Genomic DNA, 24,625 nt, shown 5'->3' on the forward strand with positions numbered 1-24,625 from the left:
ACAACGCCGCCGCTACCGCCGCTGGCAGCCGGGGCACCAGTAGAGCCGCCGCCCCTGCAGCTCACGCATTCGGATGCTCTCCCCGCAGCGCAGGCAGGGGGTGCCCTGATGCTGGTAGACCCAGTGCCTCCGCGGATTCCGGTCGGATCCGCGGGCGCCCAGCAGCGGATCCTCCGGCCGCAGGGTACGGATGATGCCCTCGGCCACCCCGGTGCGCAGCTGCCCGGTGAGCGTCTCCCAGAGGGAGGCGACCTGGGCGGCGTCGAGCTGCTGCACGGGGATATCGGGATCCAGCTGCTCCACGAACAGCGACTCGGCCCGGTAGATATTGCCCACCCCGGCAATCACCGCCTGGTCCATCAGGGCTGCGCCGATGCTGATCCGGCGGCGGTCGAGGTTGCCGCGGAACTGCTCCAGCAGCTGCTGGTCGGTCGCGCCCTCCGGCTGTCGCAGGGGGTCGGGGCCGAGCCTGACGATGACCGCCTGGTACTGCATCGGGTTGAGCACCTGACACTTGGCCGGGCCGCGCAGGTCCGCCCAGCCGTTGGGCACCTGGACGCGCGCCCGCACTGAGCCGGCCGGCGGGGCGGGGATGATCCACCCGGCGTCGTCGTACCGGGGCGTGTACTGCTCAGCCCGGCTGCGCGGGGCGCCCAGGGATGCGGCCCCGGTGAAGCTCTCGTCCCCGCGGAAGCTGAACGCCCCGTAGAGGCCCAGGTGCACCTGCCAGATATCACCCCCGAGGTGCACGAACAGCTGCTTGCCCCAGGCTTCGGCGCGTTCGGGCACCCGTTCGGTCAGCCGGGCGGCCCCGGCGCTGAACCGTCCCTGCGGGGAGCTGACCCGCCAGTGCCGGCCGGCGAAAAGCCGGTTGACCTGGGCGGCCAGGCGGTGGAGTGTGTGGCCTTCGGGCATTCAGTGAAGAATCTCGCCGGTGCTCTCGTAGTGAGCGATCTTCCCGAGCCGCCGGGTGTGGCGCTCCTCCCCGGACCAATCGGCGGTGAGGAAGGCCTCCACGATCTCGGTGGCCGTCTCGATGCTGTGCTGCCTGCCGCCGAGGCCCACCACATTGGCATTGTTGTGCTCGCGGGCCAGCCGGGCGGTCTCCAGGTTCCAGGCCAGGGCGGCCCGGATGCCGCTGACCTTGTTGGCCGCGATCTGCTCACCGTTGCCGGAGCCGCCGAGCACGATGCCCAGGGAGGGGGCGGTGCCGGGTTCCCAGGCGGCGTCGTTGTCTGCCCAGTCTGCGGCCACCGCCTCTGCCGCCCTCAGGCAGAATCCGGGGTAGTCGTCCTGCGCATCGTAGACGGTGGGACCGTGGTCAGTGACCTCATAGCCGGCGGCGCTCAGATGGGAGACCAGGTGGGCGGAGAGCTCCATCCCGGCGTGGTCGGTGGCGATGTGCACGCGCATAGACACCTCATCGGTTTGAACTTCAGGAACAAGCTGGGTCCATCCTATGCTGAAGGCACTATGACAGATCACGACGCCACCAACTCAGCTGGGAGGCCCAAGCTGCCGGAGTTTTCCCGCCGGCTGGGTGCCCCGATCGCCACGGTGAAGCCTGCCGGCAAGCCGCCCTCGGCGGTCAGTGGTCGCCCCGGTGCCCCGGATGGGCCCGCGGTGCCTCACCAGCCCGGCCCGCCGCGGCCTGCTGACCTGGGGTTCATGCCGGGGCCGGATGGCCGGCCGGTGCCACAGGATGAGAATCCAGAGGCGGTGGACCCGAACAGCTTCTACGCCCAGGTGGGCGGGCGTGAGACCTTCCAGAAGATTGTGGACGTGTTCTACGAGCAGGTGGCCGCCGACGAGGACTTCCAGGCGATGTACCCGGAGGAGGACCTGGAGCCGGCCAAGCGCCGGCTGCTGATGTTCCTGGAGCAGTACTGGGGCGGTCCGCGCCGCTACCAGACCGAGCGCGGCCACCCCCGGCTGCGGATGCGCCACCTGCCCTTCCGGGTCGACGCCGCGGCCCGGGACACCTGGCTGCGCTATATGCGCAAGGCGGTGGAGGCAGCGGAGCTGGCTCCCATGTATGAGGCCGAGCTCTGGGACTACCTGGAGCGTGCCGCCCACTCCATGGTCAACAGCTGAGCCGGGTAGGATGTACTGCTGGGCCTTGTCAAGGCCCATGCCCGAGTAGCTCAGGGGATAGAGCAGCGGCCTTCTAATCCGCCGGTCGGGGGTTCGAATCCCTCCTCGGGCACGGCATTGGTCCCGGCGGCGGGCACAGGTCCCGCTCGCAGCAGAGAGGAGCCCATGACAGGAGAGCCATCGCTGCGTATTGTGATGCTCAGCCTGCACACCTCTCCGCTGGCCCAGGCCGGCACCGGCGACGCCGGGGGGCTCAACGTCTACGTCAATGCGCTCTCCCACGCCCTGGCTGGGCGCAGCACCGCCACCGTAGACATCATCACCACCGATCTGGACGGTCAGTACGAGAACGCCGCAGGCCCCTCCACACCCCCAGGTGATTGCATCCGCACCCTGCACCCGGGGCTGCGCATTCACGTGCTGAGAGTCTGGGACAGCTGCCAGCAGGACAAGTCCCGGCTCATCGAATGTCTGGACGACTTGGCCGACCGTGCCGCGGTCAGCCTGCGCAGGGCCGGGGCGGCGCCGGTGAACCTGGTGCACTCGCACTACTGGATCTCCGGGCTGGCCGGGCTCACCCTTGCCCGACAGACCGGTGCTCCTCTGGTGCACACCATGCACACCATCGGAGCGGTCAAGCAGGAGCGTGATCCCTCCGCAGTGGAGGACCCACGCAGGCACCCTGCGGAGGAGCGGATCGCGGCAGCTGCTGCCGCACTGACCGCCAATACCCGACGAGAGGCCGCCGATCTGCAGCGCCATTTCGGAGTGGATGAGGAACGGATCGCCATGGTCCAGCCCGGCACCGACCTGAACACCTTCTACCCGCCCGCAGAGCAGGACCCCCGGCACATCCCGCCCGGTCAGCGGCCATTCCGGCTGACCTTCGCCGGCAGGCTGCAGCCGCATAAGGGACCCCATGTGGCCGTGGCCGCGGTGGGCGCACTACGACGGCTCAGCCCAGACCTGCCTGTCCAGCTGACGGTGGCCGGCCGGCAGTCGGGCCCGGATGCGGTGGATATCTCTGCCCTTGCGGAGGCCGAGGGAATTACGGACGTCGTCGAACTCAAGAAGCCGCTGCCGCATCCGGAGCTGGCTGAGCTGTTCCGCACCTCGGATGCGGTGCTGGTGCCCTCCTACAGTGAATCCTTCGGGCTGGTAGCCCTGGAGGCCAAGGCCTGCGGCACACCGGTGCTGGCTCATAATGTGGGCGGACTGGCCGAGCTGGTGGACCACGGCACCACCGGGATGCTCATCAACTCTCTGGATCCGGCTGACTGGGCTGCCGCCCTGCTGCGGCTGGCCGGGGACTGGGAGAGGTGGAAGGCCTACAGCACTGCCGCAGTGGAGCTGGCCCAGCGGTACTCCTGGCGGTCCACTGCCGCCCAGGCGATGGTCGCCTACCGGCGGGCTCAGTCCATGTAGCGGGAGCGCCAGGCAGTCTTGTACTTCTGATTGAGCTGCCTCTGCGCCCTTCCGGCATTGATTGCCCGCTTCTGCACGGTCTCCTGCAGCAACGGTTTGACCCCCTGCGGCGGGCGAATCATGCCCTCCTGGGCGGTGGAGGCCACCAACTGCCCGGACCGGGTGTAGATGGCCCCGTGGCTGAACCCCCGTGAGCTCTGTGCGGCTGGGGAGTCCTTGACGTAGAGCAGCCACTCATCGGCACGGGCGTGCCGATGCCACCACATGGCGTGGTCCAAAGAGGCCACCTTCAGTCCCGGCTTTGCCCAGTAGAAGCCGTGCTGGCGCAGCACCGGCTCCAGCAGTGTGTAGTCCGAGGCGTAGAGCAGTGCGGCTCGGTGAATATTGGGATCATCGGGCAGCGGGGTCCGGGTCTTCAGCCAGACTGCGGAAGTGGGCCGATGGTCCCGATCGGCCTCCAGGTAGATGGGCCGGTCGATATGCCGGATCTCAAAGGGACGCCCGCGCGCCCACTCCTGCATCACCGGATGTTTGACATGGCCCACCAGCTCCTCCGGGGCAGGCAGCTCCTCGGGATCGGGGATGCCCAGCGGCATAGGAGCCTGATGCTCCGGGCCGGCGGCGGGCTTCTGGAAGCTGGTGATCATCGACAGGATCGGTTTGCCGTCCTGGATGGCGTGCGATCGCCGGGCGGAGAAGGAGCCGCCGTCGCGCAGCCGCTCCACACTGACCTCGATCGGTTTGGTGGCATCGCCTGGCCGCAGGAAGTAGCCGTGCACCGAGTGCACCGCCCGCTCAGGGTCCACAGTGCGCATCGCTGCGGTGACCGCCTGGGCCAGCACCTGGCCGCCGAAGACCCGCCAGAACGCCTGCTCGAACACCGGGGCCAGGAACCGGTCCTCCCCGCCGTCACCGGGCAGGGCCTCCAGATCCAGCATGCCCACCAGCTGGCTGACCGCTTCCTCAGGGGTAGGGACTCGGTACTCGCGCTCGGCCACGTCCAGCTCCTTCAGTCTCGGGCGGTGCATGAAACAATATCCATCCTATGACCCAGTATCTGCACTTCGCCGAAGCCGCCGCACTTCAGGATCTCAGCACGTACATCAAACGTGGGCGCCGCATCAATGAGCATGGCATCCGGCTCCAGGCGGCCGGCACCGTACTGGCGGCCTGGCTGCCGGTAATGACGCCCTCCACGCTGACCTCGCGTATCCCTGCCGTGCTGGGACTGCGCACCATGGCACTGGCCGAGCCCTCCACTGCCGATGTCACCGTAGAGCTGGGCTCGATCAGTGAGCGGCTGGCCCGGATGAACCCGGTGGAAGTGCAGCTTGCCCTGCCGCCCAGCCGGATCAATGTGCCCTGGGCCGCGGTGACTCCTCCGCGCTCGGGCTGGGAGCCGGTGGGCACAGTACCTGATGCGCAGCTGCGTGCTGCGGCTGAGGCTGGGATCGCTGAGGTGGCTGAGACGGTGCCGCAGGCCGCCGGGGCCCATGTGGTGGAGCAGGTTCGAGAACGCATCTGGGCACGGCCGCTGGAGCACAGTATCCCGGCCGGAGCTGCCTTCGGGGCCCTCTCCCTGGGGTTCATCACAGATCACGACGACGACCGGCTGAACCAAGCGAAGACCGGAACTCGCCCCGAGCCTTCCCAGCCGACTGATGGGCGCGCCGGCACCGCAGTGCACCGCCACGGCAGATGGCTGCGGCTGACCTCCGCAGGCGGTTTCATCCTTACCCGCACCGCGTAGCGACCAGCCGGAAGTGCTGAGTCGGCTAGGCTGGTGACACTATGGCTGAGTTTATTTACCAAATGATCCAGGCCCGCAAGAAGGTGGGCGACAAAGTCATCCTGGATGACGTGACAATGAGCTTCTTCCCCGGGGCCAAGATCGGCGTAGTGGGTCCCAATGGAGCCGGTAAGTCCACCATCCTGAAGATCATGGCCGGACTCGACGAGCCCTCCAATGGTGAGGCCCGGCTCTCCCCCGGCTACTCGGTGGGAATCCTGCAGCAGGAGCCGCCGCTGAACGAGGAGAAGACCGTGCTGGGCAACGTCCAGGAGGGCGTGGGCGAGATTTACTCCAAGGTAGTCCGCTACAACGAGATCAGCGATGAGATGTCCAGTCCTGACGCCGACTTCGATGCCCTGATGGAGCAGATGGGCAAGCTCCAGGAGGATATCGACGCCGCCAATGCATGGGACCTGGACTCTCAGTTGGAGCAGGCCATGGATGCTCTGCGCTGCCCCCCGCCGGAGGAGCCGGTCACCCATCTCTCCGGAGGTGAGCGCCGCCGTGTGGCCCTGTGCAAGCTGCTGCTCTCTAAGCCGGACCTGCTGCTGCTGGACGAGCCCACCAACCACCTTGACGCCGAGTCCGTGCTCTGGCTCGAGCAGCACCTGGCCTCCTATGAGGGTGCCGTGCTGGCCGTGACCCACGACCGCTACTTCCTGGATCACGTAGCTGAATGGATCTGCGAGGTGGACCGCGGCCGGCTCTACCCCTATGAGGGCAATTACTCCACCTACCTGGAGAAGAAGCGCTCCCGCATGGAGATCCAAGGCAAGAAGGACGCCAAACTGGCCAAACGCCTGGCCGAAGAGCTCGAATGGGTGCGTTCCAGCGCCAAGGGCCGCCAGACTAAGTCCAAGGCCCGTCTGGCCCGCTACGAGGAGATGGCCGCCGAGGCCGAGCGCACCAAGAAGCTGGATCTGGAGGAGATCCAGATCCCGCCGGGCCCCCGCCTGGGCACCCAGGTGATCGAGGCCGAGAACCTGCAGAAGGGCTTCGGGGACCGCCGCCTCATCGACGGACTGTCCTTCTCTCTGCCCCGCAACGGCATTGTGGGCGTGATCGGCCCCAACGGCGTGGGAAAGTCCACCCTGTTCAAGACCATCGTGGGGCTCGATGAGCTCGACGCCGGGGAACTGATCATCGGCGAGTCGGTGAAGATCTCCTATGTGGACCAGAACCGCTCAAACCTCGACCCGGAGAAGAGTCTCTGGGAGGTGGTCTCCGACGGCCTGGACTTCATCCACGTGGGGGCAGTGGAGATGTCTTCACGCGCCTATGTCTCGGCCTTCGGGTTCAAGGGACCCGACCAGCAGAAGAAGGCCGGGGTGCTCTCCGGCGGTGAGCGCAACCGGCTGAATCTGGCCCTGACCCTCAAACAGGGCGGTAACCTGCTGCTGCTCGATGAGCCCACCAACGACCTCGACGTGGAAACCCTCGGATCCCTGGAGAACGCTCTGCTGGAGTTCCCCGGCTGTGCTGTGGTCATCTCCCACGACCGCTGGTTCCTGGACCGAGTAGCCACCCATGTACTCGCCTGGGAGGGCACCGAGGAGAACCCCGCCAACTGGTACTGGTTCGAGGGCAACTTCGAGGCCTACCAGAAGAACAAGGTGGAGCGACTCGGCCCAGAGGCAGCGCGTCCCAGCCGAGTCACCCACCGCCGTTTGACGCGCGGCTAAGCAGCCTGGCGTTCTAGGTCCGGCTCGCCCTCCCAGCGGGGATCGGCAGGCTGGTCCTGAACCGGCAGACCGGTGATCTCACCGGTCTCGGTGTCCACCTGTTCAGTCTCAGTTTGCCTGGTCTGAGGTTCTCGGTTGACCTTGGCAAAGCTGCTGCGGCCGTATTTGAGGTCGTGGCCCACGGTCTGGGCGTTGATCTCCACCTCGGTGCCAGTGCCACCCTCCTTGCCCTCCCAGGTGCGGATCTTGGGCCGGCCGACCACCACCACGGGATCGCCTTTGCTGATGGACTCGGCCACGTTATTGGCAAAGTTTCCGAAGGCGGCCACGGAGTACCAGTTGGTCTCCCCGGAGGCCCAGTCCCCGGTGGTGCTGTTACGCCAGCGCGGAGTGGAGGCCACCCGGAAGGTAGCCACCTCGGTTCCATTATTTGTCATCCGGACCTCGGGCTTGTTCCCGGCGTAGCCGCGTACGGTGATGGACTCAGACATCGCTGAGACCTCCTTGCTTCACGGCCTGCTGACGGGGGGGAGCCGGTGGCGGGCCGTGAGTATGCGCCATCGGCTCACAATCCTGAGTCTGCAGGGCGCGCTGCATGGTTAAGGCAGAAAAATGCCTGCCTGTGGAGAACCCGGCGTGTCCGTGGCCAGCAGGACTCGACTGGGGAAAACTCTGGCACACACTCTGGCTAGCGCAGCCTGGCGGCCACTCGCCGGTGCCCGGGCAACACATACAGGAACGGTGTCCAGGGGCGCAGCGCCACCAGTAGCACGGTAAGCACCAGAGCGGCTGTGGTCATCAGCAGCACCCGAGGCCCGTCGGCCAGCTGTAGGTGAGTGAACACCTGGTCGCGCAGCAGAATAATAATCGGGAAGTGCGCCACATAGACCACAATCGAACTGCGCCCGCACCATTCCACACACCGCACCAGCATCCCGCGTGGCAGGCGGGGCGCCAGCCATAGGAGCACAGCAATGCCGAGCACAGAGATCCCTGCCGCAGCCGGAGTGCCGATGCGCAGGCTGCGGTCATCCACGCCCATATTGGCCAGCCAGACAGCCACTAGCAGCAGAGGTACGACCACTCCCCAAGGGACTCTCACCCACCGAATCACCATATGTGCCGCCCAGGCACCTAAGAAGAAGAACGCCCCGTACCAGAAGGTAGAGCCGCTCAGCCCGCCATGCACCACATCAGTGCTGACGTAGGTGCCGATCATCGCCAGAAAGACCGCCAGGTACCCCCAGCTGTGCCCGGAGGGGAAACGCCGGGCCAGGGGCTTGAAAACCATGGCGGCCGCATAGCAGAGCAGCAGGCTCATCAGGAACCACAGGTAGTCGCCGGTGGCCAGGTAGTCCAGCAGGTCATCGGGGACTCCGATCCCGCTGCGGATGAAGAACCCGTAGAGGAACATCCACACCAGCAGCGGCCAGGCGATGGCAGCCATCTTGCCCCATATGTAGACCGGCAGCGGTTTGGCCAGGGAACGGTGCAGCAGCATCCCGGACATGAACATCAGCAGCGGCATCCGGAAAGGCGTCAGGTGCCGGTTGACATCGGTCCACCAGTCCACACTGGCCCCGGCGATATGGCTGGTGTTGGCGTGCAGCACCACCACCAGCAGCACCGCGATGCCGCGCAGGAAGTCCATCCACTGCATGCGTGGGACTTGAGATTTCACGATGGACAAGACTACTCCAGGTACTCAGTGCAGACCGGGTGATTGGGGATGTCACGGTGCATCACCCAAAGCCCGGCGTCGTCGGCGGTGAGGGTCTCGAAGCCCAGGCGCTCTGCTCGGGCGAAGGCCTCATCTGGGGTCAGCGGCTCGCTGCCGCCCAGCTCATCCTCAGTGGCGTCGATGATCAGCCAATTGACCCGGTCCTCGTCCAGGGTGCCGGCCAGCCCGGTGTAGCTGCGCTGAGTCAGGTGCGGTGCTGCGGTGTCAGCGGCCTCCACGCAGGCACCATCGGGAATCAGGTCCACCGCCCGCTGGTGAGCCTCGGCTCGCTCATCGGCCTGCCAGTTCTGCCCGGTGTAGGTCCAGTGCAGCGGGAAGATCTGCTGCTCCCGCTCAGTGGTGAAGTGCAGTACGGCCCCGCCTGCCAGGCTGAGCACAATAAGTCCCGCCGGCAAGACAGTCGCTGGACGGTACTCTCCCCTGCCCTTGCCTCGCCAGCGGCGGATCCGTCGCAGGGTGTCGAAGGCCGCCAACAGCAAGATCACGGCAATGATCGCATCGTAGTGATACACCAATCCCCAGACGGTCAGCCGGTCATTGAACAGCCGGGAGAGCAGCAGCGGAGCGGCAATCAGCGCATAGGGCGAGAGCAGCGGCAGCAGCCACAACGGAACCAGATGTGCGGTCAGCAGCGCGATCTTCAACGGGTGGTCCACCAGGATCGGCAGCGCGTTCCACGGCTGGGTGAGTAGAAACACCGCGGCAGCCCCGGCACTGGGCCCCAACGCGGTGTAGTCCCAGTAGGAGAACTCACCGTCCAGAGCGAAGTAGGGCACGACGACGCCCACCACCAGCCAGAAGCCCACCGCGCCGATGACTGCCAGCACGGCAGCCTGCACCCAGTGCCGCTTGATCGCCAGCACTGCCGCGACGGCCACCAGAACGGCTCCCATATCCTCCCTGACCAGGAGCAGGACGGAAGCCAGGATGACTGCTGTCCAGGGGCGGCGTCGTTCGATGGCCCAGATCACCCAGCCGATCAGGGGGACTCCGAAGGCAATCTCGTGGAAGTCCCAGTTGATGAAGGCTTGGAAGGGCCACCACAGCAGCATGGCGGTTGTCGCCAGCAGAGCGACGCGGTGGCTGAACCACTCGCGGACCACCAGGTAGGCCGGCAGCGCAGCGGAGACCAGCAGGACGATCAGTGCCAGGTTGATCATCCGGGGGTCGTCCCAGATCCAGTACAGCGGGGCCAGTACGGCGATGATCGGGTGGAAATGATCGCCCAGAAGGTGGAAGTCCTCGCCCTTGATAGGCACAATCGGTGCGTTGAACCGGGAGTACTGCCGGATCGCCTGGTCAAAGATGCCCAGATCGTAGCCGCGGGCCTCAAAATTGCCGAACCGCAGCAGCGAATGTGCCAGATAGAGCCCGGCGGCCGCAGCCATCACCGTGGCCAGGGTGAGCCAGTGCTTGAGCGGGATCATGACTCGGCGTCCTCAGTCCGGCGCGGTCGGTCGAACCAGCCGCGCCGCCAGACCCAGTGCACGCTGGGAAGCAGGGCAATAAGCACCATGCTGATCACCGAGGTGGTCAGGCTCAGCTGGAGCATCTGCTCATCCAGGTCCAGGAACGCCCAGACGCTCAGCTGGTCCTGAGCGCCGTAGCAGATGAAGAAGCCCACGGTGAAGATGACCCATCTGGTCTGCCAGTCGTTGCGAATGCCGATCACCGCGAACAGCGGCAGCAGCCAGAGCAGGTACCAGGGGTGGATGATCGGAGAGAGCACCACCAGGGCGGTGAAGGCCCAGGTCATCCGGTGCATCAGGTGCTTGTCCTCACCGATGAACATCAGTGCCAGCACAATCACCACGCTCAGCGCACGGCCGGTGACCCGGATGGTGTCCAGGGTCCAGGAGGCGTCCTGGCCGAAGGCGTGCAGGGTGTTGGTCAGCGCGTCATTGAGGATGCCCATCGGGGACCAGAAGCTGGCTCCGGTGTCTCCGGTGCCGGCCAGCACCATCACCCAGCGCAGCCCGTAGCCGTTGATCCATCCCACCGTCAGCAGAACGGCTGCTGCGATGCCGGCGGTCGCTGCCCAGCAGATGAACCGCCAGACCCAGGCATGCAGCTGCGGATACCGCTGGTAGAGGTGGGCGGCCCAGATCAGTCCGATGAACGGCAGCAGCACCATGGAGATGATCTTCATGCCGATCGAGACGGTCACCAGCACCGCGGCGGCCACTCCCCTGGACCAGTGCTTATCCGCAGTCACGGCGAAGTAGATCCCGGCCAGGGCGAAGCCCATCATCAGCGCGTCATTATGGGCGCTGGAGATGAAGCTGATGATGAACAGCGGGTTCGCACTGGCCAGCCACTGGGCCCGGCCGCCGTGGATCCCGAAGGCTTGGGCGATCTTGGGCAGGTAGAACATGATGAGCACCACCCCGGCCACGCAGGCCAGCCGGAAGAGGAACACGGCGGTGTCCACATGGTTGTTGGTGACCTGCATGACCACTGCTTCGATCCAGAGGAACATGGGCCCGTAGGGGGTTTCGGACTGGGCCCACATGGGGTCGGTGCCGAAGTGGAACCAGTTGTCCAGCTCGGAGACCCCGTCCTGGTAGGGGTCGCGGCCGGCCAGCACCAGCCGCCCCTGGTTCACGTAGGCATAGACGTCCCGGGAGAAGATCGGCAGGCAGAACAGGTGGGGCACCGACCAGATGGCGGTGGCGATGTTGACCACCCGCAGGCTGCCGGGCTGCCAGGCCTTCCGGTCAGCCTCGCGCAGTGCGCGGCCCAGCAAGAGCCAGGCGTGGAACATCACCCAGCAGCCCAGGGTCAGCATCACTGTGGAGAGGCTGACGCCGGCGGGCTCGGTGCGCAGCGGGATCACCCAGGACCACCGGTTGATGGCCGAGGCATTGGCCAACCAGCCGACTCCGAAGGAGCCGAAGAGCACCAGGAGCGATCCCGCAAACCCCTGGATCAGGGCGCGCAGGATTGGCGGGGAACTCAGGCTGGGCACCTAAGAGAAACTATCACCCGCGCCCGCTACACCTTGGGAAACTTGGGCGGTTCGGACTGCGCGATGTGCTCAAGGACACGCACCACCTGGGCGGAGTAGCCGAACTCGTTGTCGTACCAGACGTAGAGGATGGCCTGTTTGCCGTTGACGATGGTGGCCAGCCCGTCGACCACACCGGCGGCGGTGGAGCCCACGAAGTCTGTGGAGACCACCTCGGCGGAGTCGATGTAATCCACCTGGGAGTGCAGCGGCCCCTCCAGGGATTCCCGGCGCAGGAACCGGTTGAGTTCCTCCTTGGTGGTCTCCCGCTCAAGTTCCAGGTTAAGAATAGCCATGGAAACATCCGGGGTGGGCACCCGAATCGCGTTGCCGGAGAGCTTGCCGGCCAGTTCGGGCAGCGCCTTGGCCACTGCTTTGGCCGCCCCGGTCTCGGTGAGCACCATGTTCAGGGCAGCGGAACGGCCGCGCCGCTCACCCTTGTGGAAGTTGTCGATGAGATTCTGGTCGTTGGTGTAGGAGTGCACGGTTTCTACGTGCCCGTGATCGATGCCGTACTGGTCGGCCATGAGCTTAGCCACCGGGGTGATGGCGTTGGTGGTGCAGCTCGCCGCGGAAAGGAGGGTATCCGCGTTGTCGATCTGCCCATGGTTGACCCCGTAGACGATGTTCTTGATCTCTCCCTTGCCCGGAGCGGTGAGCAGCACCCGGCCCGCGCCCTTGGACTGCAAGTGTTGGCTGAGGCTCTCCTGATCACGCCAGATGCCGGTGTTGTCCACCACTACGGCATCGCTGATCCCGTGGGCGGTGTAGTCCACCTCCTGCGGGGAATTGGCATAGATCACCTTGATATAGGTGCCGTTGGCGATGATCGCGCTGTTCTCCTCATCCACCCGGATGGAGCCGGCGAAAGGTCCGTGCACCGAGTCCCGGCGCAGCAGGGAGGCCCGCTTGGCCAGGTCATTGCCCTTGCCCTGACGCACCACGATGGCGCGCAGCCGCAGCCCGGTGGCAGAGGAGGCGTGGCCCACCATGATCCGGGCCAGCAGGCGCCCGATGCGCCCAAAGCCGTAGAGCACCACATCCTGCGGCTCAGCACGGCCCTGGCCCTTCCTGCCCACCACCTCGGAGAGCTCCTCGCGGAGGAAGGCTTCGAGCACCGCGCTGCCTGAGGCTTTGAACTTACTGTTCAGCCGGGCCAGGTCGATGCTGGCGGCTCCGAGGTCCAGAGTGGTCAGGGCCTGCACCAGGGGGAGGGTCTCTGAGATGGGCAGCTCCACCTCGTCCACCTGGCGGGCGAACCGGTGCGCTTTGAGAATGTCGATGGCTGACTGGTTGACCAGCTGCCGGCCGTAGATGCCGGTGACTACATTGTTCTCCCGGTAGAGCCGCCCGATGAGCGGGATCATGGTCTCGGCCATCGCTTCGCGGTCGATCCATTCGTTGAGGTGCTTGCTCACTTCGGCCATGCGGGTCTGAGGTCCTTTCACAGAGACGTCGTTGTCTTCAAACGAACATGAGTCTACCCAAGGTCCTTGGGGTGGGGTTGCGGGGACGGGTCGGCCGGTAAGCCGGGTTCTGTCGCGGACCATCATCCATCTGGGTGCCGCGTTGCCGCTTCACCTCAAGCGGTCTACCCGGATGCTCGGGCGGGCAGCCCTCAAGCGCATCCTGCTCGACCTTGCTCCGGATGGGGTTTGCCGAGCCGCCGCAGTCACCTGCGGCGCTGGTGGGCTCTTACCCCACCGTTTCACCCTTACCCGCATGCTGCGGGCGGTCTGTTTTCTGTGGCACTGGCCTGCGGGTTTCCCCGAGTGGGCGTTACCCACCATCCTGCCCTGTGGAGCCCGGACTTTCCTCGACACGCTGCTGGTCTCCCAGCAGCATGCCGCGATGGTCTGGCCGACCCGTCCCTGGTGACGAGAGTACAGCGCCGAAGGTTGTTAGGGTATTCCGGTGCTGATCCTGCTCCCGCCCAGTGAGGGCAAGACCGCCCCAGAGAACGACGAGGCCCCGCCGCTGAACCTGGCGCAGCTGACTCTGCCTGGGCTCGCCAATGCCCGCAGGCAGGTGCTTCAAGCGCTGGTGGAGGCCTCCGGTCGACAGGACGCCCAGCAGGTGCTCAAAGTCGGCGCCAAGGTCTTGGCCGAAGTGGCGGCCAACCGTCAGCTCGGCCATGCCGCGGCAGCCCCTGCCTGGCAGATCTACACCGGGGTGCTCTACGAGAGTCTGGGGACGGCGTCGTTGTCTGCTGAGCAGCTGGAGCGGGCGGCCGAGCATGTGCTGATCTTCTCCGGGCTGTTCGGGGTCACCGGATTCACCGACCGGATTCCGGCCTACCGCTGCGCGATGGATGTGAAGCTGCCGCCGCTGGGGAACCTGGGCACGTTCTGGAAGAATCAGCTGGCCCAGCCCCTGGGCGAGCTGGCTGAGGACCGACTGCTGGTGGACTGCCGTTCAGGGTCCTATCAGAAGCCCTTCCCCGGGGATCGGTCCCGCAGACTGCAGGTCAACAGCTTCACCGAGCAGAACGGTCAGCGGAAGGTGGTCACCCACTTCGCCAAGGCCGCCCGCGGGGAGCTGACCGGGATGCTGCTGCAGGCTGGCACTGCGCCGGAGAGCATCGACGAGGTCGCCCACATCGCCTCCCGGCGATGGAGGGTCGAGGTTCGCCCCGCCGGGGGCAGAGACCCCCACCAGCTGGACCTGATCAGCTAAATGAACAGCGCAGGGTCCAGCTCGTAGTGAGCCGGGTCCACCAGCGGCTTATGCTCCTCCTCACGGCGCTTGCGGTCCTTGGCAGGCACGCCGATGAGCACCGAGTGAGCCGGTGCTGACTTCACCACCACTGCGTTGGCACCCACCGCTGAGTGCTCACCGATCTCCACCGGGCCCAGCACCTTGGCCCCAGCGCCGACGGTGACCCCGTCGCCGAGCGTGGGATGCCGCTTGGTCTGCTCCAGGGAGGTCCCGCCCAGGGTCACCCCCTGGTAGAGCATGCAGTCATCACCGATTTCAGCGGTCTCGCCGATCACCACCCCCATGCCGTGATCGATGAAGAAGCGCCGGCCGATAGTGGCCCCGGGATGGATTTCGATGCCGGTAAGCCCTCGGGCAATCTGGGAGACCACCCGTGCCGGGGTCTTCAGCGGCGGCACCTGCCACATCTTATTGGCCACCCGGTGCACCCAGACGGCATGCAGCCCTGAGTAGGCCAACACGATCTCGACGTCGGAACGGGCGGCGGGGTCGTGCTCACGGGCGGCGGTAATATCCTCACGCAGCCGCTTGATCATTTTTTTCATCCGCGAATGTCTTCATAGAGCAGGGTGGAGATGTAGCGTTCGCCGAAGTCTGCGGCGATGGTGACGATGAGCTTGTCAGCCATCTCCTCTCGCGCTGCGATCTTCAGCGCGGAGGCCACCATGGCGCCGGTGGAGATTCCGCCGAGGATTCCCTCCTCAGTGCCGAGCCGGCGCGCGGTGGAGATGGCATCCTCCAGATTGGCCTGGACCACCTCGTTGTAGATCTCGGTGTCGAGCACCTCGGGCACAAAGTTCGGCCCGATGCCCTGAATCTTATGCGGGCCTGCCGCCCCGCCGGAGAGGATCGGGGAGTCCTCGGGCTCCACAGCCACAATGTGCAGATCCGGGTTGTGCTCGCGCAGCTTCCGGCCGGCACCGGTGATGGTCCCGCCGGTGCCGATTCCAGAGACCAGCACACCCACGGTGCCGTCGGTGTCGCGCCAGATCTCCTCCCCAGTGGTGCTGTAGTGGATGGCGGGGTTGGCCTCATTGGCGAACTGCCGTGCCCAGATGGCGTTCTCGGTCTCTTCGACGATCTGCTTGGCCTTCTCCACCGCCCCGCGCATACCGTCTGCCCCGGAGGTCAGCACGATCTCAGCCCCGTAGGCACGCAACATGACCCGGCGCTCAGTGGACATCGTCTCAGGCATGGTGAGCACCACACGGTATCCTCGGGCTGCACCGACCATGGCCAGGGCGATGCCGGTGTTGCCGGAGGTGCCCTCCACGATGGTGCCCCCGGGTTTGAGCACCCCGGCGGCCTCGGCTGCGTCGATGATGGCCGCACCGATCCGGTCCTTCACGCTGGAGGCCGGGGAGTAGAACTCCAGTTTGACCGCCACATTGCCGGGCAGGTCAGCGTCGAGCTTATTGAGCTTGACCAGCGGGGTATTGCCGATGGCCTCGGTGATGTTCTTCAGCAGGGGCATTGGTGCAGTCCTTTCAGTGGACGGGCGCTGTGTGCATCTTCAGCTAAGACTATCGTTCAGACGGGGGTCTCTTGACCCAGCCATTGGCTCCAGCCGGCCCGAAGCTTGGCGATCTTGGGGTCGATGACAAAGTGACAGTAGCCCACCTCAGGACGGCGGGAGTGGAAGTCCTGGTGCTCCGGCTCGGCCTCAAAGACCTCTCCCAGGGGCTCCAGTGCGGTGACGATGGGCTTGCTGAAGAGGGGCTGGGCGGCGTCGATGGCTTCCTGGAACTCCTGTTTCTCCGCCTCAGAGGTGTAGAACATGGCAGAGCGGTAGTGGGTGCCCACATCGTGGCCCTGCCGGTTCAGGCTGGTGGGGTCGTGGGTGGAGAAGAAGATCTCATAGAGCACAGCCGTAGGAAGCTCATCGGGGGTGAAGGTGATCTCCACGGCTTCTGCGTGGCCGGTGGTGCCGGAACAGACTGCCATGTAGTTCGCCGGGCCGGTGCCGCCGGTGTAGACGGAACGAACCCCGCTGACTCCGCGCAGCTTGCGGGCGATGGAGTCCAGGCACCAGAAGCACCCTGCGGCCAGCACAACCGTGCGTTCACTCATACCGGTGCAAACTCAGCACCTGCGCGGTTCATTCCTGGTAGGCCGGACTGACTGGCACTAGATTGAGGAGCATGGTTCAGACTCCGACTCTGCAGGAGGTCCTCGACGTGGTCGAGGACCTGTGGCCCGCCAGCCTGGCTGAAGACTGGGACGCGGTGGGTCTGGTGACCGGGCGCCGAGACTCGCAGGTGGCCAAGATCCACTTTGCGGTGGACCCGGTCTCCGCCGTGGTGGAGGAGGCCTGCACTGCCGGAGCGGACCTGCTGATCACCCACCACCCGCTGCTGCTGCGCGGGGTGCACTCGGTGGAGGCCGGCACCTTCAAGGGCGAGGCAGTGCACCGGCTCATCGAGTCTGGCTGCGCCCTGCTGACCGCCCACACCAACGGGGACTCTGCCGTAGGCGGGGTCAATGATGTGCTCGGCGAGATCCTCGGCCTTCAGGATGCCCAGCCGCTGAAACCCACTGGGGACGGTCTTCCTGAGGAGGGGTTGGGACGCATCGGCAGCCTGCCCCAAGGCACCACCCTGGGCGAGTTCGCCGCCACGGTGTTCGGCATCCTGCCCGCAGTGGCCGGTGGTGTGCGGGTGGCTGGTGACCGGGATGCCATCGTTCAACGGGTTGCGCTCTGCGGCGGTGCGGGAGATTCCTTGCTGGCCGCAGCCCGTCAGGCTGAGGCCGATGTCTACATCACCGCGGATTTACGCCACCACCCGGCCTCTGAGGCCCGCGAGGCAGTGCGCGGAGGCCGTCCCTATCTGATTGATGTCTCCCACTTCGCCAGCGAATGGCTGTGGCTGCCGGCCGCAGCACAGACCCTGGACCGGGCCCTGAGTGACCGGGACTACCAGGTAGGGATCGCCGTCTCAGGCATCAACACCGACCCCTGGGATCTGGTCATCACGCCAGGCCATTGAGCTTATGGCGTGCCTACGGCACGCGCCCTTCTATCGGGTCTCCTCTGTGGCACAGGGTAAGGTTTCTCATCGTGACTGATCTGATTGTTGAGGCCGACGGCGGGTCCCGCGGCAACCCCGGGATCGCTGGGGCCGGTGCCCTGGTCCGTGATCCGCAGGGAGAGGTTCTGGCTGCCGCAGCGGTGCCGCTGGGCAGGCGGGCCAGCAATAATGTGGCTGAGTACACCGGGCTCATCGAAGGGCTCAAACTCGCCCGGGAGATCAACCCCGATGCCTATGTGGAGGTCCGCATGGACTCCAAGCTGGTGGTCGAGCAGATGAGCGGGCGCTGGAAGATCAAGCACGAGGACATGAAGCGGCTGGCTCAGGAGGCCAGCCAGATCCTCTCCCCGATGCAGGTCACCTACACCTGGATCCCCCGTGATGAGAACGGCGACGCCGACAGGCTCAGCAATGAGGCCATGGACGCCTCCGCAGCGGACACCGAATGGGATCCCGCCGTCAGTGCAATTCAGCCAGGCTGATCAGTAACTGGTCCCGCCGGCGCGCACATGGCGCACTCGGCTCCTCACACCTCGGTTTCGGTGCGGTCTTCAGACCAGCGGGTGTGGAAGGTACCAGGCTTATCGATGCGCTGATAGGTGTGGGCGCCGAAGTAGTCACGCAGCCCCTGGGTCAGTGCGGCCGGCAGCCGGTCCCGTCGCAGCGAGTCGTAGTAGGCCAGCGAGGAGCTGAACACCGGAGCAGGAACCCCGTAGGTGGCCGCCGCAGCCACCACCCGCCGCCAAGCCGGCAGGCACTCGCTGATCGCCTCAGTGAACTCTTCAGCCAGCAGCAGATTCGCCGGCTGCTGGTCCTGAGTCTCATAGGCCTTCATGATCGTATCCAGCAGATCCGCCCGGATGATGCACCCGGCCCGCCACAGCGAAGCGATAGTCCGCATATCCAGGCTCCAGCCGTACTCTGCCCCGGCGGCGGTGAGCATATCGAAGCCCTGAGCATAGGAGACCAGCTTGGAGGCATACAGCGCCTTGCGGATATCCTCCACAAAGTCCTGACGGGACTCCTCAGTGCCGTAGAACTCCTCAGCCGTGACCGCCTCATTGATACCGACGGGGAAGACATCAGTGGTGATCTCGCGCAGCTGAAGCTGCGAGGAGACCGAACGGGCGAAGACCGACTCCGCAATCGTGGTCACCGGGGAGCCGACCTCAAGACCAGAGATCACCGTCCACCGTCCGGTGCCCTTCTGCCCGGCAGCATCAACGATCACGTCCACCAGCGGACGGCCGGTCAGCTCGTCCTCCTGCTCCAAGACATCTGCAGTGATCGAAATCAGGTAGGAGGCCAGATCGGTGGTGTTCCACTCCCGGAAGACCTTTGCCTGAGCCTCGGGCTCAATCCCGGCCAGAGAGCGCATCAGGTCATAGGCCTCACCGATGACCTGCATATCGGCGTACTCGATCCCGTTGTGCACCATCTTCACGTAGTGCCCGGCCCCGTCAGTGCCCACCCACGCGCAGCAGGACTCACCGTTGTACTGTGCTGCGATCTTCTCCAGCATCGGGCCCAAGCTCCGGTAGGACTCCTCAGAGCCGCCGGGCATGATCGAAGGCCCGTTCAGGGCACCCTCTTCACCCCCGGAGACACCAACCCCTACAAAATGCAGGCCCTTCTCCCGTAGTGCAGCCTCCCGGCGGCGGGTCTCCTCGTAGAAGGAGTTACCGGCATCGATGACAATATCGCCTTCATCCAGCAGTGGGGTCAGCTCATCGATCACAGCATCCACCGGGGCACCAGCCTTGACCATGATCAGCACCCGGCGCGGCCGCTCCAGAGACTCCACCAATTCCGTCAGGGTCTCAGTGCGGACAAAATTCCCTTCGGCGGAATACGAGTTGATCAGCGCATCTGTGCGAGCCGCCGTCCGGTTGTGCAGAGCCACCGTATACCCGTTCCGGGCCAGATTCCGGGCCAGATTCGCACCCATCACGGCAAGGCCGGTCACTCCAATATCAGCACCCAATGGCATCTCCTATGTCGAGGTCTCTGTGATCCTCGACCCATCCTATCGGCCTAGTCGCCCACGGCATCGCGGCCGCGCTGAACGATCAGCGGGTCTGGCTCCCCCACCACCTCATGGTCCTTGCCCTCGTACTCGAACTGGGAGAGAAAGTACCGCATGGCATTGAGCCGGGCGCGCTTCTTGTCATTGGATTTGATGGTGATCCAGGGCGCATGGTCGGTGTCGGTGCGCAGGAACATCTCCTCCTTGGCCTCGGTGTAGGCCTCCCACCGGTCCAGGGACTCCAGGTCCATCGGTGAGAGCTTCCACTGCCGCACCGGGTCGATCTGCCGGATGGCGAACCGGGTGCGCTGTTCCTTCTGGGTCACCGAGAACCAGAACTTGGTCAGGTGGATGCCGGCGTCGATGAGCATCTTCTCGAATACCGGTGCCTGGTCCATGAAGGTCTCGTACTCCTCGTCGGTGCAAAAGCCCATCACCCGCTCCACCCCGGCTCGGTTGTACCAGGAGCGGTCGAAGAGCACCATCTCACCCGCCGTGGGCAGGTGGTAGATATAGCGCTGGAAGTACCACTGGCTCTTCTCCCGGTCGGAGGGTTTGTTCAGGGCTACCACTCGGGCGGTGCGCGGGTTGAGGTGCTCGGTGAAGCGTTTGATGGTTCCGCCCTTGCCGGCGGCGTCGCGCCCTTCGAACACCAGCACATGCTTGAGCCCGAAGTCCTCGGCCCAGTATTGGAACTTCAGCAGCTCCACCTGAAGGTGATACTTCTCGAGCTCGTAGAGGTCGCGGCTCAGCCGCTCCTGGTACGGGTAGTTCTCCTGCCAGGTCTCCACCGCATTGCCCTGCGGGTCAATGAGATCCGGGTCCGGGGTGTGGCCGTCCTCCACCGTGTACCCGCCCTCGAGCAGCTGGTCGATGAACTCACGCAGGTTCTGCCGGGGCTTATTGGCCTCGATGCCCTCCCAGAGGTCCTGTTTGACCACAGCTGTGCTCCTTCTCCCGGTGCCGATGACGCTGTTGTCATCGAACCAGGTCTGCGTAAATTCCAGATGAACTGTGACCTATCAGACTATCGCCTACAGAGCCTGCTCGCCCATCTGCCCGGCACGGGCCAGCGCGGTGAGTCGGGAGACAGTCCGGTAGTACTTCTTCATGTACCCGCCGGAGAGCATCTCGGCGGTGAACAGCTCATCGAAGGGCACCCCGGAGGCAATGATCTTCACGTCCTGGTCATAGAGCCGGTCGGCCAGCACCACAAACCGCAGTGCCAGTGACTGACCCTCAATGGTCTGCACATCCTTGAGCACCAGGACCTCCACCCCAGCGATCAGCTGCCGGTACCGGCTGGGATGAACCTTGCTGAGACGTTCGCACAGCGGGCCGAACTCATCAGCCACCCGGGTCTTCTCCGGATAGTGCTCAGCGGCGAAGGCCTCCAGCTGCCCGGTGCTCAGCGGGGGCGGCGCCTCAGGCAGTCCGCGGTGCCGGTAGTCCTCTCCGTCCACCCGGATCACCCGGAACTGACGGCTGAGCACCTGGATCTCGCGCTTGAAGTCGGTGGCGGCGAACCGGCCCTCACCCAGTGCTCCGGGCAGTGTGTTGGAGGTGGCAGCCAGCTTCACCCCGGCATCGGCCAGCTCGCGCAGCAGCCTCGACATCAGGGTGGTGTCCCCGGCGTCGTCGAGCTCGAATTCGTCGATGCATACCAGCTGGTAGTCACTGAGGACCTCCACGGTTTTGCGGAAGCTCAGTGCGCCCACCAGGTTGGTGTACTCCACAAAAGTGCCGAAGGCCCGCTTGTGCTCAGGCACTCCCCGCTCTCCTGCCGCGTGGTAGAGGGAGGCCAGCAGGTGGGTCTTGCCCACTCCGAACCCACCGTCTAAGTAGATCCCGGCCGGACCAGCCGGCTTGGACTTCCCTTTGAACAGCTTGCCCAGAAAAGACGACGACGTCTGCTGTCCCACGGTGCCGGAGAACTCGCGCAGTGCTGCCACCGCTTCAGCCTGGGAGGGGTGACCGGGATCGGGGATGTAGCTGTCGAAGGAGACTTCTGCGAACCGGAATGAGGGACGCAGTCCGGCCAGCAGGTCCTCCACGGTGACCTGGGGTGTTCGTTCAGCAAGTGGTGCGGCAGGATCAGATGGCATGGACTCCACCTTACGCCTGCCGGGCACTGCGGTTTGGGTAGTATCGAATGGGTGAGCAGACTTCCCGACTGGCTGACCGACCGCCCTATCACTCACCGTGGCCTGCATTCTGAGGACGTCCCGGAGAACTCCTTAGCCGCCTTTCAGGCCTCGATCGATGCCGGCCTGCCGATTGAGCTGGATGTCCAGCTGACTGCCGATGACCAGCTGGTGGTTCACCACGACGATCACCTGAAACGGCTCTTCGGCCGGGATGAGCTGGTGCGGGAGCTGACCCTGGGGGAGCTGACCGCACTGACCGTCACCGGTTCGGACCAGCAGCCGCTGAGCTTCGCCCAGACTCTGCAGTTTGTGGACGGCCGTGCACCGCTGCTGGTGGAGATCAAGACCGGGCAGCACCGGAATCTGCGCGCCCAGGCCACCGCCGCCGCGCTGCGGGACTATCAGGGAGAGTTCGCTGTGCAGTCCTTCGACCCGCTGATGATGGGCTGGTTCGCCAAGAACGCTCCTGAGCTGCTGCGCGGCCAGCTGGCCGGGAGCTTCGCGGAGAAGAAGGATATGTCGTGGGCGACCAAGAAGCTGCTGCAGAACCTGGGGCTGAACGGGATCTCCACACCGGATTTCGTGGCCTATGAGTACGGCTTCATCACCCCGCGTCGCGCCCACCTGATCTCTCGACGCTGGCCGCTGCTGCTGTGGACCATCACCAGCCAGCAGGATATGGACCGCGCCTATGAGCTGGGCGACAACGTGATCTTCGAGGGGTTCTCCCCGGCATGACGGTAGACCTAGCCGCGGTGTGGAGCTTCCTGGTCAGCATCTGGACTGAGCTGCTGATTGTGCTGATCGTGATCGGGCTCCGTGTGGTGGGGGTGGACTTCTACCCCAAGCTGCTGCTGGCCTTCGACTGGACCCGCACAGTGCTGCGCCGCGGGGTGGGCCGTCAGCGGCTGATCCTCTACACGGATGTGGATGATGCCGGGACCACCCGGATCAACCTCACCGAGGCACTCTCCGATGTGCTGGGCCCGCATCGGATCAGTGTGATCGGGCTGCGCAACCCGGAGGAGATCCTGCGCTACCACCTGCACCCCGCCCAGACCCGCGGGGTGGCGATCCTGCTGACCGATGTCACCATGCTCAGCACCAACCGGCGGATCCGGCAGAAGATCCAGACCAAGCTGCTGCGCTATGCCCAGAACGGCGGGATGCTGATGCTGGGCCATGACACCCTGTACCGGCGTAGCCGCAACCACCTGCTGCAGAATCTGGCCGGCGGCTCCCTGGAGGAGTTCCGGCCGATCGCGGAACCTGACAACGGCACACCTCGCCCCGGAGTGCAGTACCGGCTGAACCGTGCGGCCGCTGGGGAGCTTGGCGGTGAGTTTGCAGAACTCTTCGAGGAGCTTCCTGAGAATCCGCTGCTCGACGACGGCGAGTACGTCACCGGTACCTGGAATGAGGATGTGCTCTGGCTCTACACCACTGAGAAGCCTTTGGACGACGGCAGCACCATCACTATTCCTACGCTCACCTACCGCCCGGCAGGCCGTGGTGCAGTCTGCTGGCTGCATTCTGGTGACCATAAGGCCAATGGCGGGCCGCTGCCGATCAGCAAGCCTGATGAGAACTTCTTGGCGATCCTGCGTGCCCTGCTGCTCTATGCCCGGCCGCGGCATGGCTGGCGGGCCAAACGGTTGGCTAAGCAGCGCCAGGCTCAGGAAGAGCAAACAGCTCGGTGACCCAGTCGTAGACTGCTCTCTCCCAGCGCTGCGGGTCATAGTTCCACTCCCGGATGTGGTGGGCGCGGTGAAAGGGCACAAAGCTGACCAGGCTGTTGCGCTCGGCCAAGTCCCGGCTGGGCTGGTAGGGAACCACCTCGTCGTCGATGGTGTGCAGGATCAGGGTCCTGGTATGCAGCTGCTCGGAGCGGGAGACCCAGTTCAGCGCCTTGAGGTCCACCGGTGAGGCCAGTCCGGTGATTCGCCGCCCGGCCTCATGGGAGATCAGCCACTGGGCCAGTCGGCCCACCGGCTCCGGGATCCGATAGGACTTGGTCTGATAGCCCAGCACGTCCACCCAGTCGACCACCGGGCCGGTGAGCACCAGCCCTCGGATGCGTGTGGTCAGCGGGGACCGGTGGGCTGCCTGCAGGGCGATGGCCCCGCCCATGGACCAGCCGAAGAGCAGCACATCCTCGGCTCCGTTGTCCAGGGCGTACTGCACGGCCGCTTCGATGTCCTCCCACTCAGTCAGTCCCAGGGCGGAACGCCCATCCAGAGCGGTAGGGGCCTCCCCGTCATTGCGGTAGGAGACCACCAGGGAGTGCAGGCCCAAGTCAGCGGCGGCACCTAGCGCGTTGATGCCGTCCAGCCGGGTGCCGCTGCGCCCGTGCACCATCACTGCCCAGATGTTCCGGCCGGCCAACGGTGCCTGCTTCTTCTGCGGCGGCACGTACCATGCGGGGGCCTGACCCACCGGCATCTGCAGGATCACATCCTGATAGTCGTAGCCGGCCTCTGCTGGGTTGCGGTGCAGTGCATTGCTGATCGCTCCGTAGCGTGTACGGCGCAGGTCCCCGCCGCGCACGCTGAGCACTCGCCGGGTGACCGTGCCCTGCTTGGGCTCCAGGGAGGTGATCTCCCCGATCTGGGCCAGTGCTTCCCCGGTGTTGAACTGCAGCCCGTAGGTACCCTCGATCACGGTGTCATCGGTGACCGGCAGGATGACCTGGAAACCCTCTGAGTCTTCAATGACGGCCAGGATCTCCAGGTCCTCCACGCTCCGGTGGGCCGGGGTGACCACCATACGGGCCAGATAGGCCGAGGCGCTGGACATGATGCCGGCCAGCACCGTGCCTGCGGCCAGTCCAGTGGCCGCCCCCAGCAGCACGGATCGTATCCAGGGGGTGGGTTTGGGCTCCCGGCGGAGCCTGCGCAGCAGTTCCTCAGTGTCCATGGTCCTCCCACCGTGTTTGACCTGGCACTACTCTACGCCGGGCGCCTT

Annotated in this window: 24 protein-coding genes, 1 tRNA gene and 1 other RNA gene; 10 read left to right on the plus strand and 16 right to left on the minus strand. The window is 65.3% G+C overall.

All coding sequences use genetic code 11. The annotated features are described in order from the left end of the window. Window positions 1-12 precede the first annotated feature (12 nt). Window positions 13-915, minus strand: a complete 903-nt coding sequence (locus F0311_RS13975) for an Fpg/Nei family DNA glycosylase (protein WP_150462540.1) — start codon at window positions 913-915, stop codon at window positions 13-15. Further along, window positions 916-1,413 (minus strand): ribose-5-phosphate isomerase, encoded by a 498-nt coding sequence (locus F0311_RS13980; RefSeq protein ID WP_150462541.1) that lies wholly within the window; start codon window positions 1,411-1,413, stop codon window positions 916-918. It lies immediately after the preceding gene. 255 nt (window positions 1,414-1,668) lie between these two features. Here F0311_RS13980 and F0311_RS13985 point away from each other — a divergent pair, with 255 nt between their 5' ends. The 3 genes from F0311_RS13985 (at window position 1,669) to F0311_RS13995 (ending at window position 3,519) form a co-directional block, all read left to right on the plus strand. Next, window positions 1,669-2,094 (plus strand): globin, encoded by a 426-nt coding sequence (locus F0311_RS13985; protein WP_191089948.1) that lies wholly within the window; start codon window positions 1,669-1,671, stop codon window positions 2,092-2,094. A gap of 39 nt (window positions 2,095-2,133) precedes the next feature. Continuing rightward, window positions 2,134-2,206: transfer RNA gene (locus F0311_RS13990), tRNA-Arg, on the plus strand. Window positions 2,207-2,259: 53 nt separating this feature from the next. After that, on the plus strand, window positions 2,260-3,519 hold the full coding sequence (locus tag F0311_RS13995; RefSeq protein ID WP_150462542.1) for a glycosyltransferase: 1,260 nt from the start codon (window positions 2,260-2,262) through the stop codon (window positions 3,517-3,519). Here F0311_RS13995 and F0311_RS14000 read toward each other — a convergent pair. Continuing rightward, the gene (locus F0311_RS14000; protein WP_150462543.1) at window positions 3,507-4,547 is read right to left on the minus strand and encodes an acyl-CoA thioesterase; all 1,041 of its coding nucleotides are present in this window, start codon (window positions 4,545-4,547) and stop codon (window positions 3,507-3,509) included. The genes F0311_RS13995 and F0311_RS14000 overlap by 13 nt on opposite strands. A 17-nt stretch (window positions 4,548-4,564) precedes the next feature. Here F0311_RS14000 and F0311_RS14005 point away from each other — a divergent pair, with 17 nt between their 5' ends. Together F0311_RS14005 and ettA are read left to right on the plus strand one after the other, a co-directional pair. Beyond that, a complete protein-coding gene (locus F0311_RS14005; protein ID WP_150462544.1) occupies window positions 4,565-5,269 on the plus strand; it encodes a hypothetical protein in 705 nt (234 codons plus the stop codon). 41 nt (window positions 5,270-5,310) lie between these two features. After that, complete coding sequence (gene ettA, locus F0311_RS14010; RefSeq protein WP_150462545.1) at window positions 5,311-6,993, plus strand: energy-dependent translational throttle protein EttA; 1,683 nt, start codon at window positions 5,311-5,313, stop codon at window positions 6,991-6,993. Here ettA and F0311_RS14015 read toward each other — a convergent pair. From F0311_RS14015 to rnpB, 6 genes are all read right to left on the minus strand, one after another. Continuing rightward, window positions 6,990-7,484, minus strand: a complete 495-nt coding sequence (locus F0311_RS14015) for a single-stranded DNA-binding protein (RefSeq protein WP_150462546.1) — start codon at window positions 7,482-7,484, stop codon at window positions 6,990-6,992. The genes ettA and F0311_RS14015 overlap by 4 nt on opposite strands. A 197-nt stretch (window positions 7,485-7,681) precedes the next feature. Then, a complete protein-coding gene (locus tag F0311_RS14020) occupies window positions 7,682-8,674 on the minus strand; it encodes an acyltransferase family protein (protein ID WP_150462547.1) in 993 nt (330 codons plus the stop codon). A gap of 11 nt (window positions 8,675-8,685) precedes the next feature. Then, the gene (locus F0311_RS14025) at window positions 8,686-10,161 is read right to left on the minus strand and encodes a DUF2079 domain-containing protein (RefSeq protein WP_223881362.1); all 1,476 of its coding nucleotides are present in this window, start codon (window positions 10,159-10,161) and stop codon (window positions 8,686-8,688) included. Continuing rightward, the gene (gene mptB, locus F0311_RS14030) at window positions 10,158-11,702 is read right to left on the minus strand and encodes a polyprenol phosphomannose-dependent alpha 1,6 mannosyltransferase MptB (RefSeq protein WP_150462548.1); all 1,545 of its coding nucleotides are present in this window, start codon (window positions 11,700-11,702) and stop codon (window positions 10,158-10,160) included. The genes F0311_RS14025 and mptB overlap by 4 nt, the downstream gene beginning before the upstream one ends. Before the next feature lie 26 nt (window positions 11,703-11,728). Next, entirely contained in the window at window positions 11,729-13,168 is a 1,440-nt protein-coding gene (locus F0311_RS14035) for a glyceraldehyde-3-phosphate dehydrogenase (RefSeq protein WP_150462549.1), read from the minus strand. Between the two features lie 82 nt (window positions 13,169-13,250). Beyond that, window positions 13,251-13,609: RNase P RNA component class A (gene rnpB, locus F0311_RS14040), an RNA gene on the minus strand. A 46-nt stretch (window positions 13,610-13,655) separates the two neighbouring features. Between rnpB and F0311_RS14045 the strand changes: the two genes are divergently transcribed. Further along, on the plus strand, window positions 13,656-14,417 hold the full coding sequence (locus F0311_RS14045; protein ID WP_191089937.1) for a YaaA family protein: 762 nt from the start codon (window positions 13,656-13,658) through the stop codon (window positions 14,415-14,417). Here F0311_RS14045 and epsC read toward each other — a convergent pair. The 3 genes from epsC to msrA are packed head-to-tail and all read right to left on the minus strand — an operon-like array spanning window position 14,414 to window position 16,529. After that, complete coding sequence (epsC, locus tag F0311_RS14050; RefSeq protein WP_223881363.1) at window positions 14,414-15,004, minus strand: serine O-acetyltransferase EpsC; 591 nt, start codon at window positions 15,002-15,004, stop codon at window positions 14,414-14,416. The two genes, F0311_RS14045 and epsC, sit on opposite strands and share 4 nt — an antisense overlap. Then, window positions 15,001-15,933, minus strand: coding sequence for a cysteine synthase A (cysK, locus tag F0311_RS14055; RefSeq protein WP_150462551.1), 933 nt, complete (start codon window positions 15,931-15,933; stop codon window positions 15,001-15,003). Before cysK ends, epsC begins: the two co-directional genes overlap by 4 nt. 56 nt (window positions 15,934-15,989) lie before the next feature. Next, entirely contained in the window at window positions 15,990-16,529 is a 540-nt protein-coding gene (gene msrA / locus F0311_RS14060) for a peptide-methionine (S)-S-oxide reductase MsrA (RefSeq protein WP_150462552.1), read from the minus strand. Between the two features lie 71 nt (window positions 16,530-16,600). Here msrA and F0311_RS14065 point away from each other — a divergent pair, with 71 nt between their 5' ends. After that, on the plus strand, window positions 16,601-17,446 hold the full coding sequence (locus F0311_RS14065) for a Nif3-like dinuclear metal center hexameric protein (RefSeq protein WP_150462553.1): 846 nt from the start codon (window positions 16,601-16,603) through the stop codon (window positions 17,444-17,446). Window positions 17,447-17,517: 71 nt separating this feature from the next. Next, window positions 17,518-17,970, plus strand: coding sequence for a reverse transcriptase-like protein (locus F0311_RS14070; RefSeq protein ID WP_191089938.1), 453 nt, complete (start codon window positions 17,518-17,520; stop codon window positions 17,968-17,970). A 44-nt stretch (window positions 17,971-18,014) separates the two neighbouring features. Here F0311_RS14070 and gndA read toward each other — a convergent pair whose 3' ends face one another. The 3 genes from gndA to zapE form a co-directional block, all read right to left on the minus strand. Continuing rightward, a complete protein-coding gene (gene gndA / locus F0311_RS14075) occupies window positions 18,015-19,478 on the minus strand; it encodes an NADP-dependent phosphogluconate dehydrogenase (RefSeq protein ID WP_191089939.1) in 1,464 nt (487 codons plus the stop codon). 44 nt (window positions 19,479-19,522) lie between these two features. Beyond that, entirely contained in the window at window positions 19,523-20,455 is a 933-nt protein-coding gene (ppk2, locus tag F0311_RS14080) for a polyphosphate kinase 2 (protein WP_223881364.1), read from the minus strand. A 93-nt stretch (window positions 20,456-20,548) separates the two neighbouring features. Beyond that, window positions 20,549-21,619 carry a cell division protein ZapE gene (gene zapE, locus F0311_RS14085; protein WP_150462555.1) on the minus strand — a complete coding sequence of 357 codons (1,071 nt, stop codon included), beginning with the start codon at window positions 21,617-21,619 and terminating at the stop codon, window positions 20,549-20,551. A gap of 51 nt (window positions 21,620-21,670) precedes the next feature. Here zapE and F0311_RS14090 point away from each other — a divergent pair, with 51 nt between their 5' ends. Then, on the plus strand, window positions 21,671-22,399 hold the full coding sequence (locus F0311_RS14090) for a glycerophosphodiester phosphodiesterase family protein (protein WP_191089940.1): 729 nt from the start codon (window positions 21,671-21,673) through the stop codon (window positions 22,397-22,399). Next, complete coding sequence (locus tag F0311_RS14095; RefSeq protein WP_150462557.1) at window positions 22,396-23,361, plus strand: hypothetical protein; 966 nt, start codon at window positions 22,396-22,398, stop codon at window positions 23,359-23,361. Before F0311_RS14090 ends, F0311_RS14095 begins: the two co-directional genes overlap by 4 nt. On the opposite strand, the gene F0311_RS14100 is transcribed toward F0311_RS14095, so the two are convergent. Beyond that, window positions 23,321-24,577: an alpha/beta hydrolase family protein gene (locus F0311_RS14100; protein WP_150462558.1), complete on the minus strand. Its 1,257-nt coding sequence runs from the start codon at window positions 24,575-24,577 to the stop codon at window positions 23,321-23,323. The two genes, F0311_RS14095 and F0311_RS14100, sit on opposite strands and share 41 nt — an antisense overlap. Window positions 24,578-24,625: the final 48 nt, after the last annotated feature.

The organism is Nesterenkonia ebinurensis, assembly GCF_008711175.1.
Taxonomy (GTDB): domain Bacteria; phylum Actinomycetota; class Actinomycetes; order Actinomycetales; family Micrococcaceae; genus Nesterenkonia; species Nesterenkonia ebinurensis.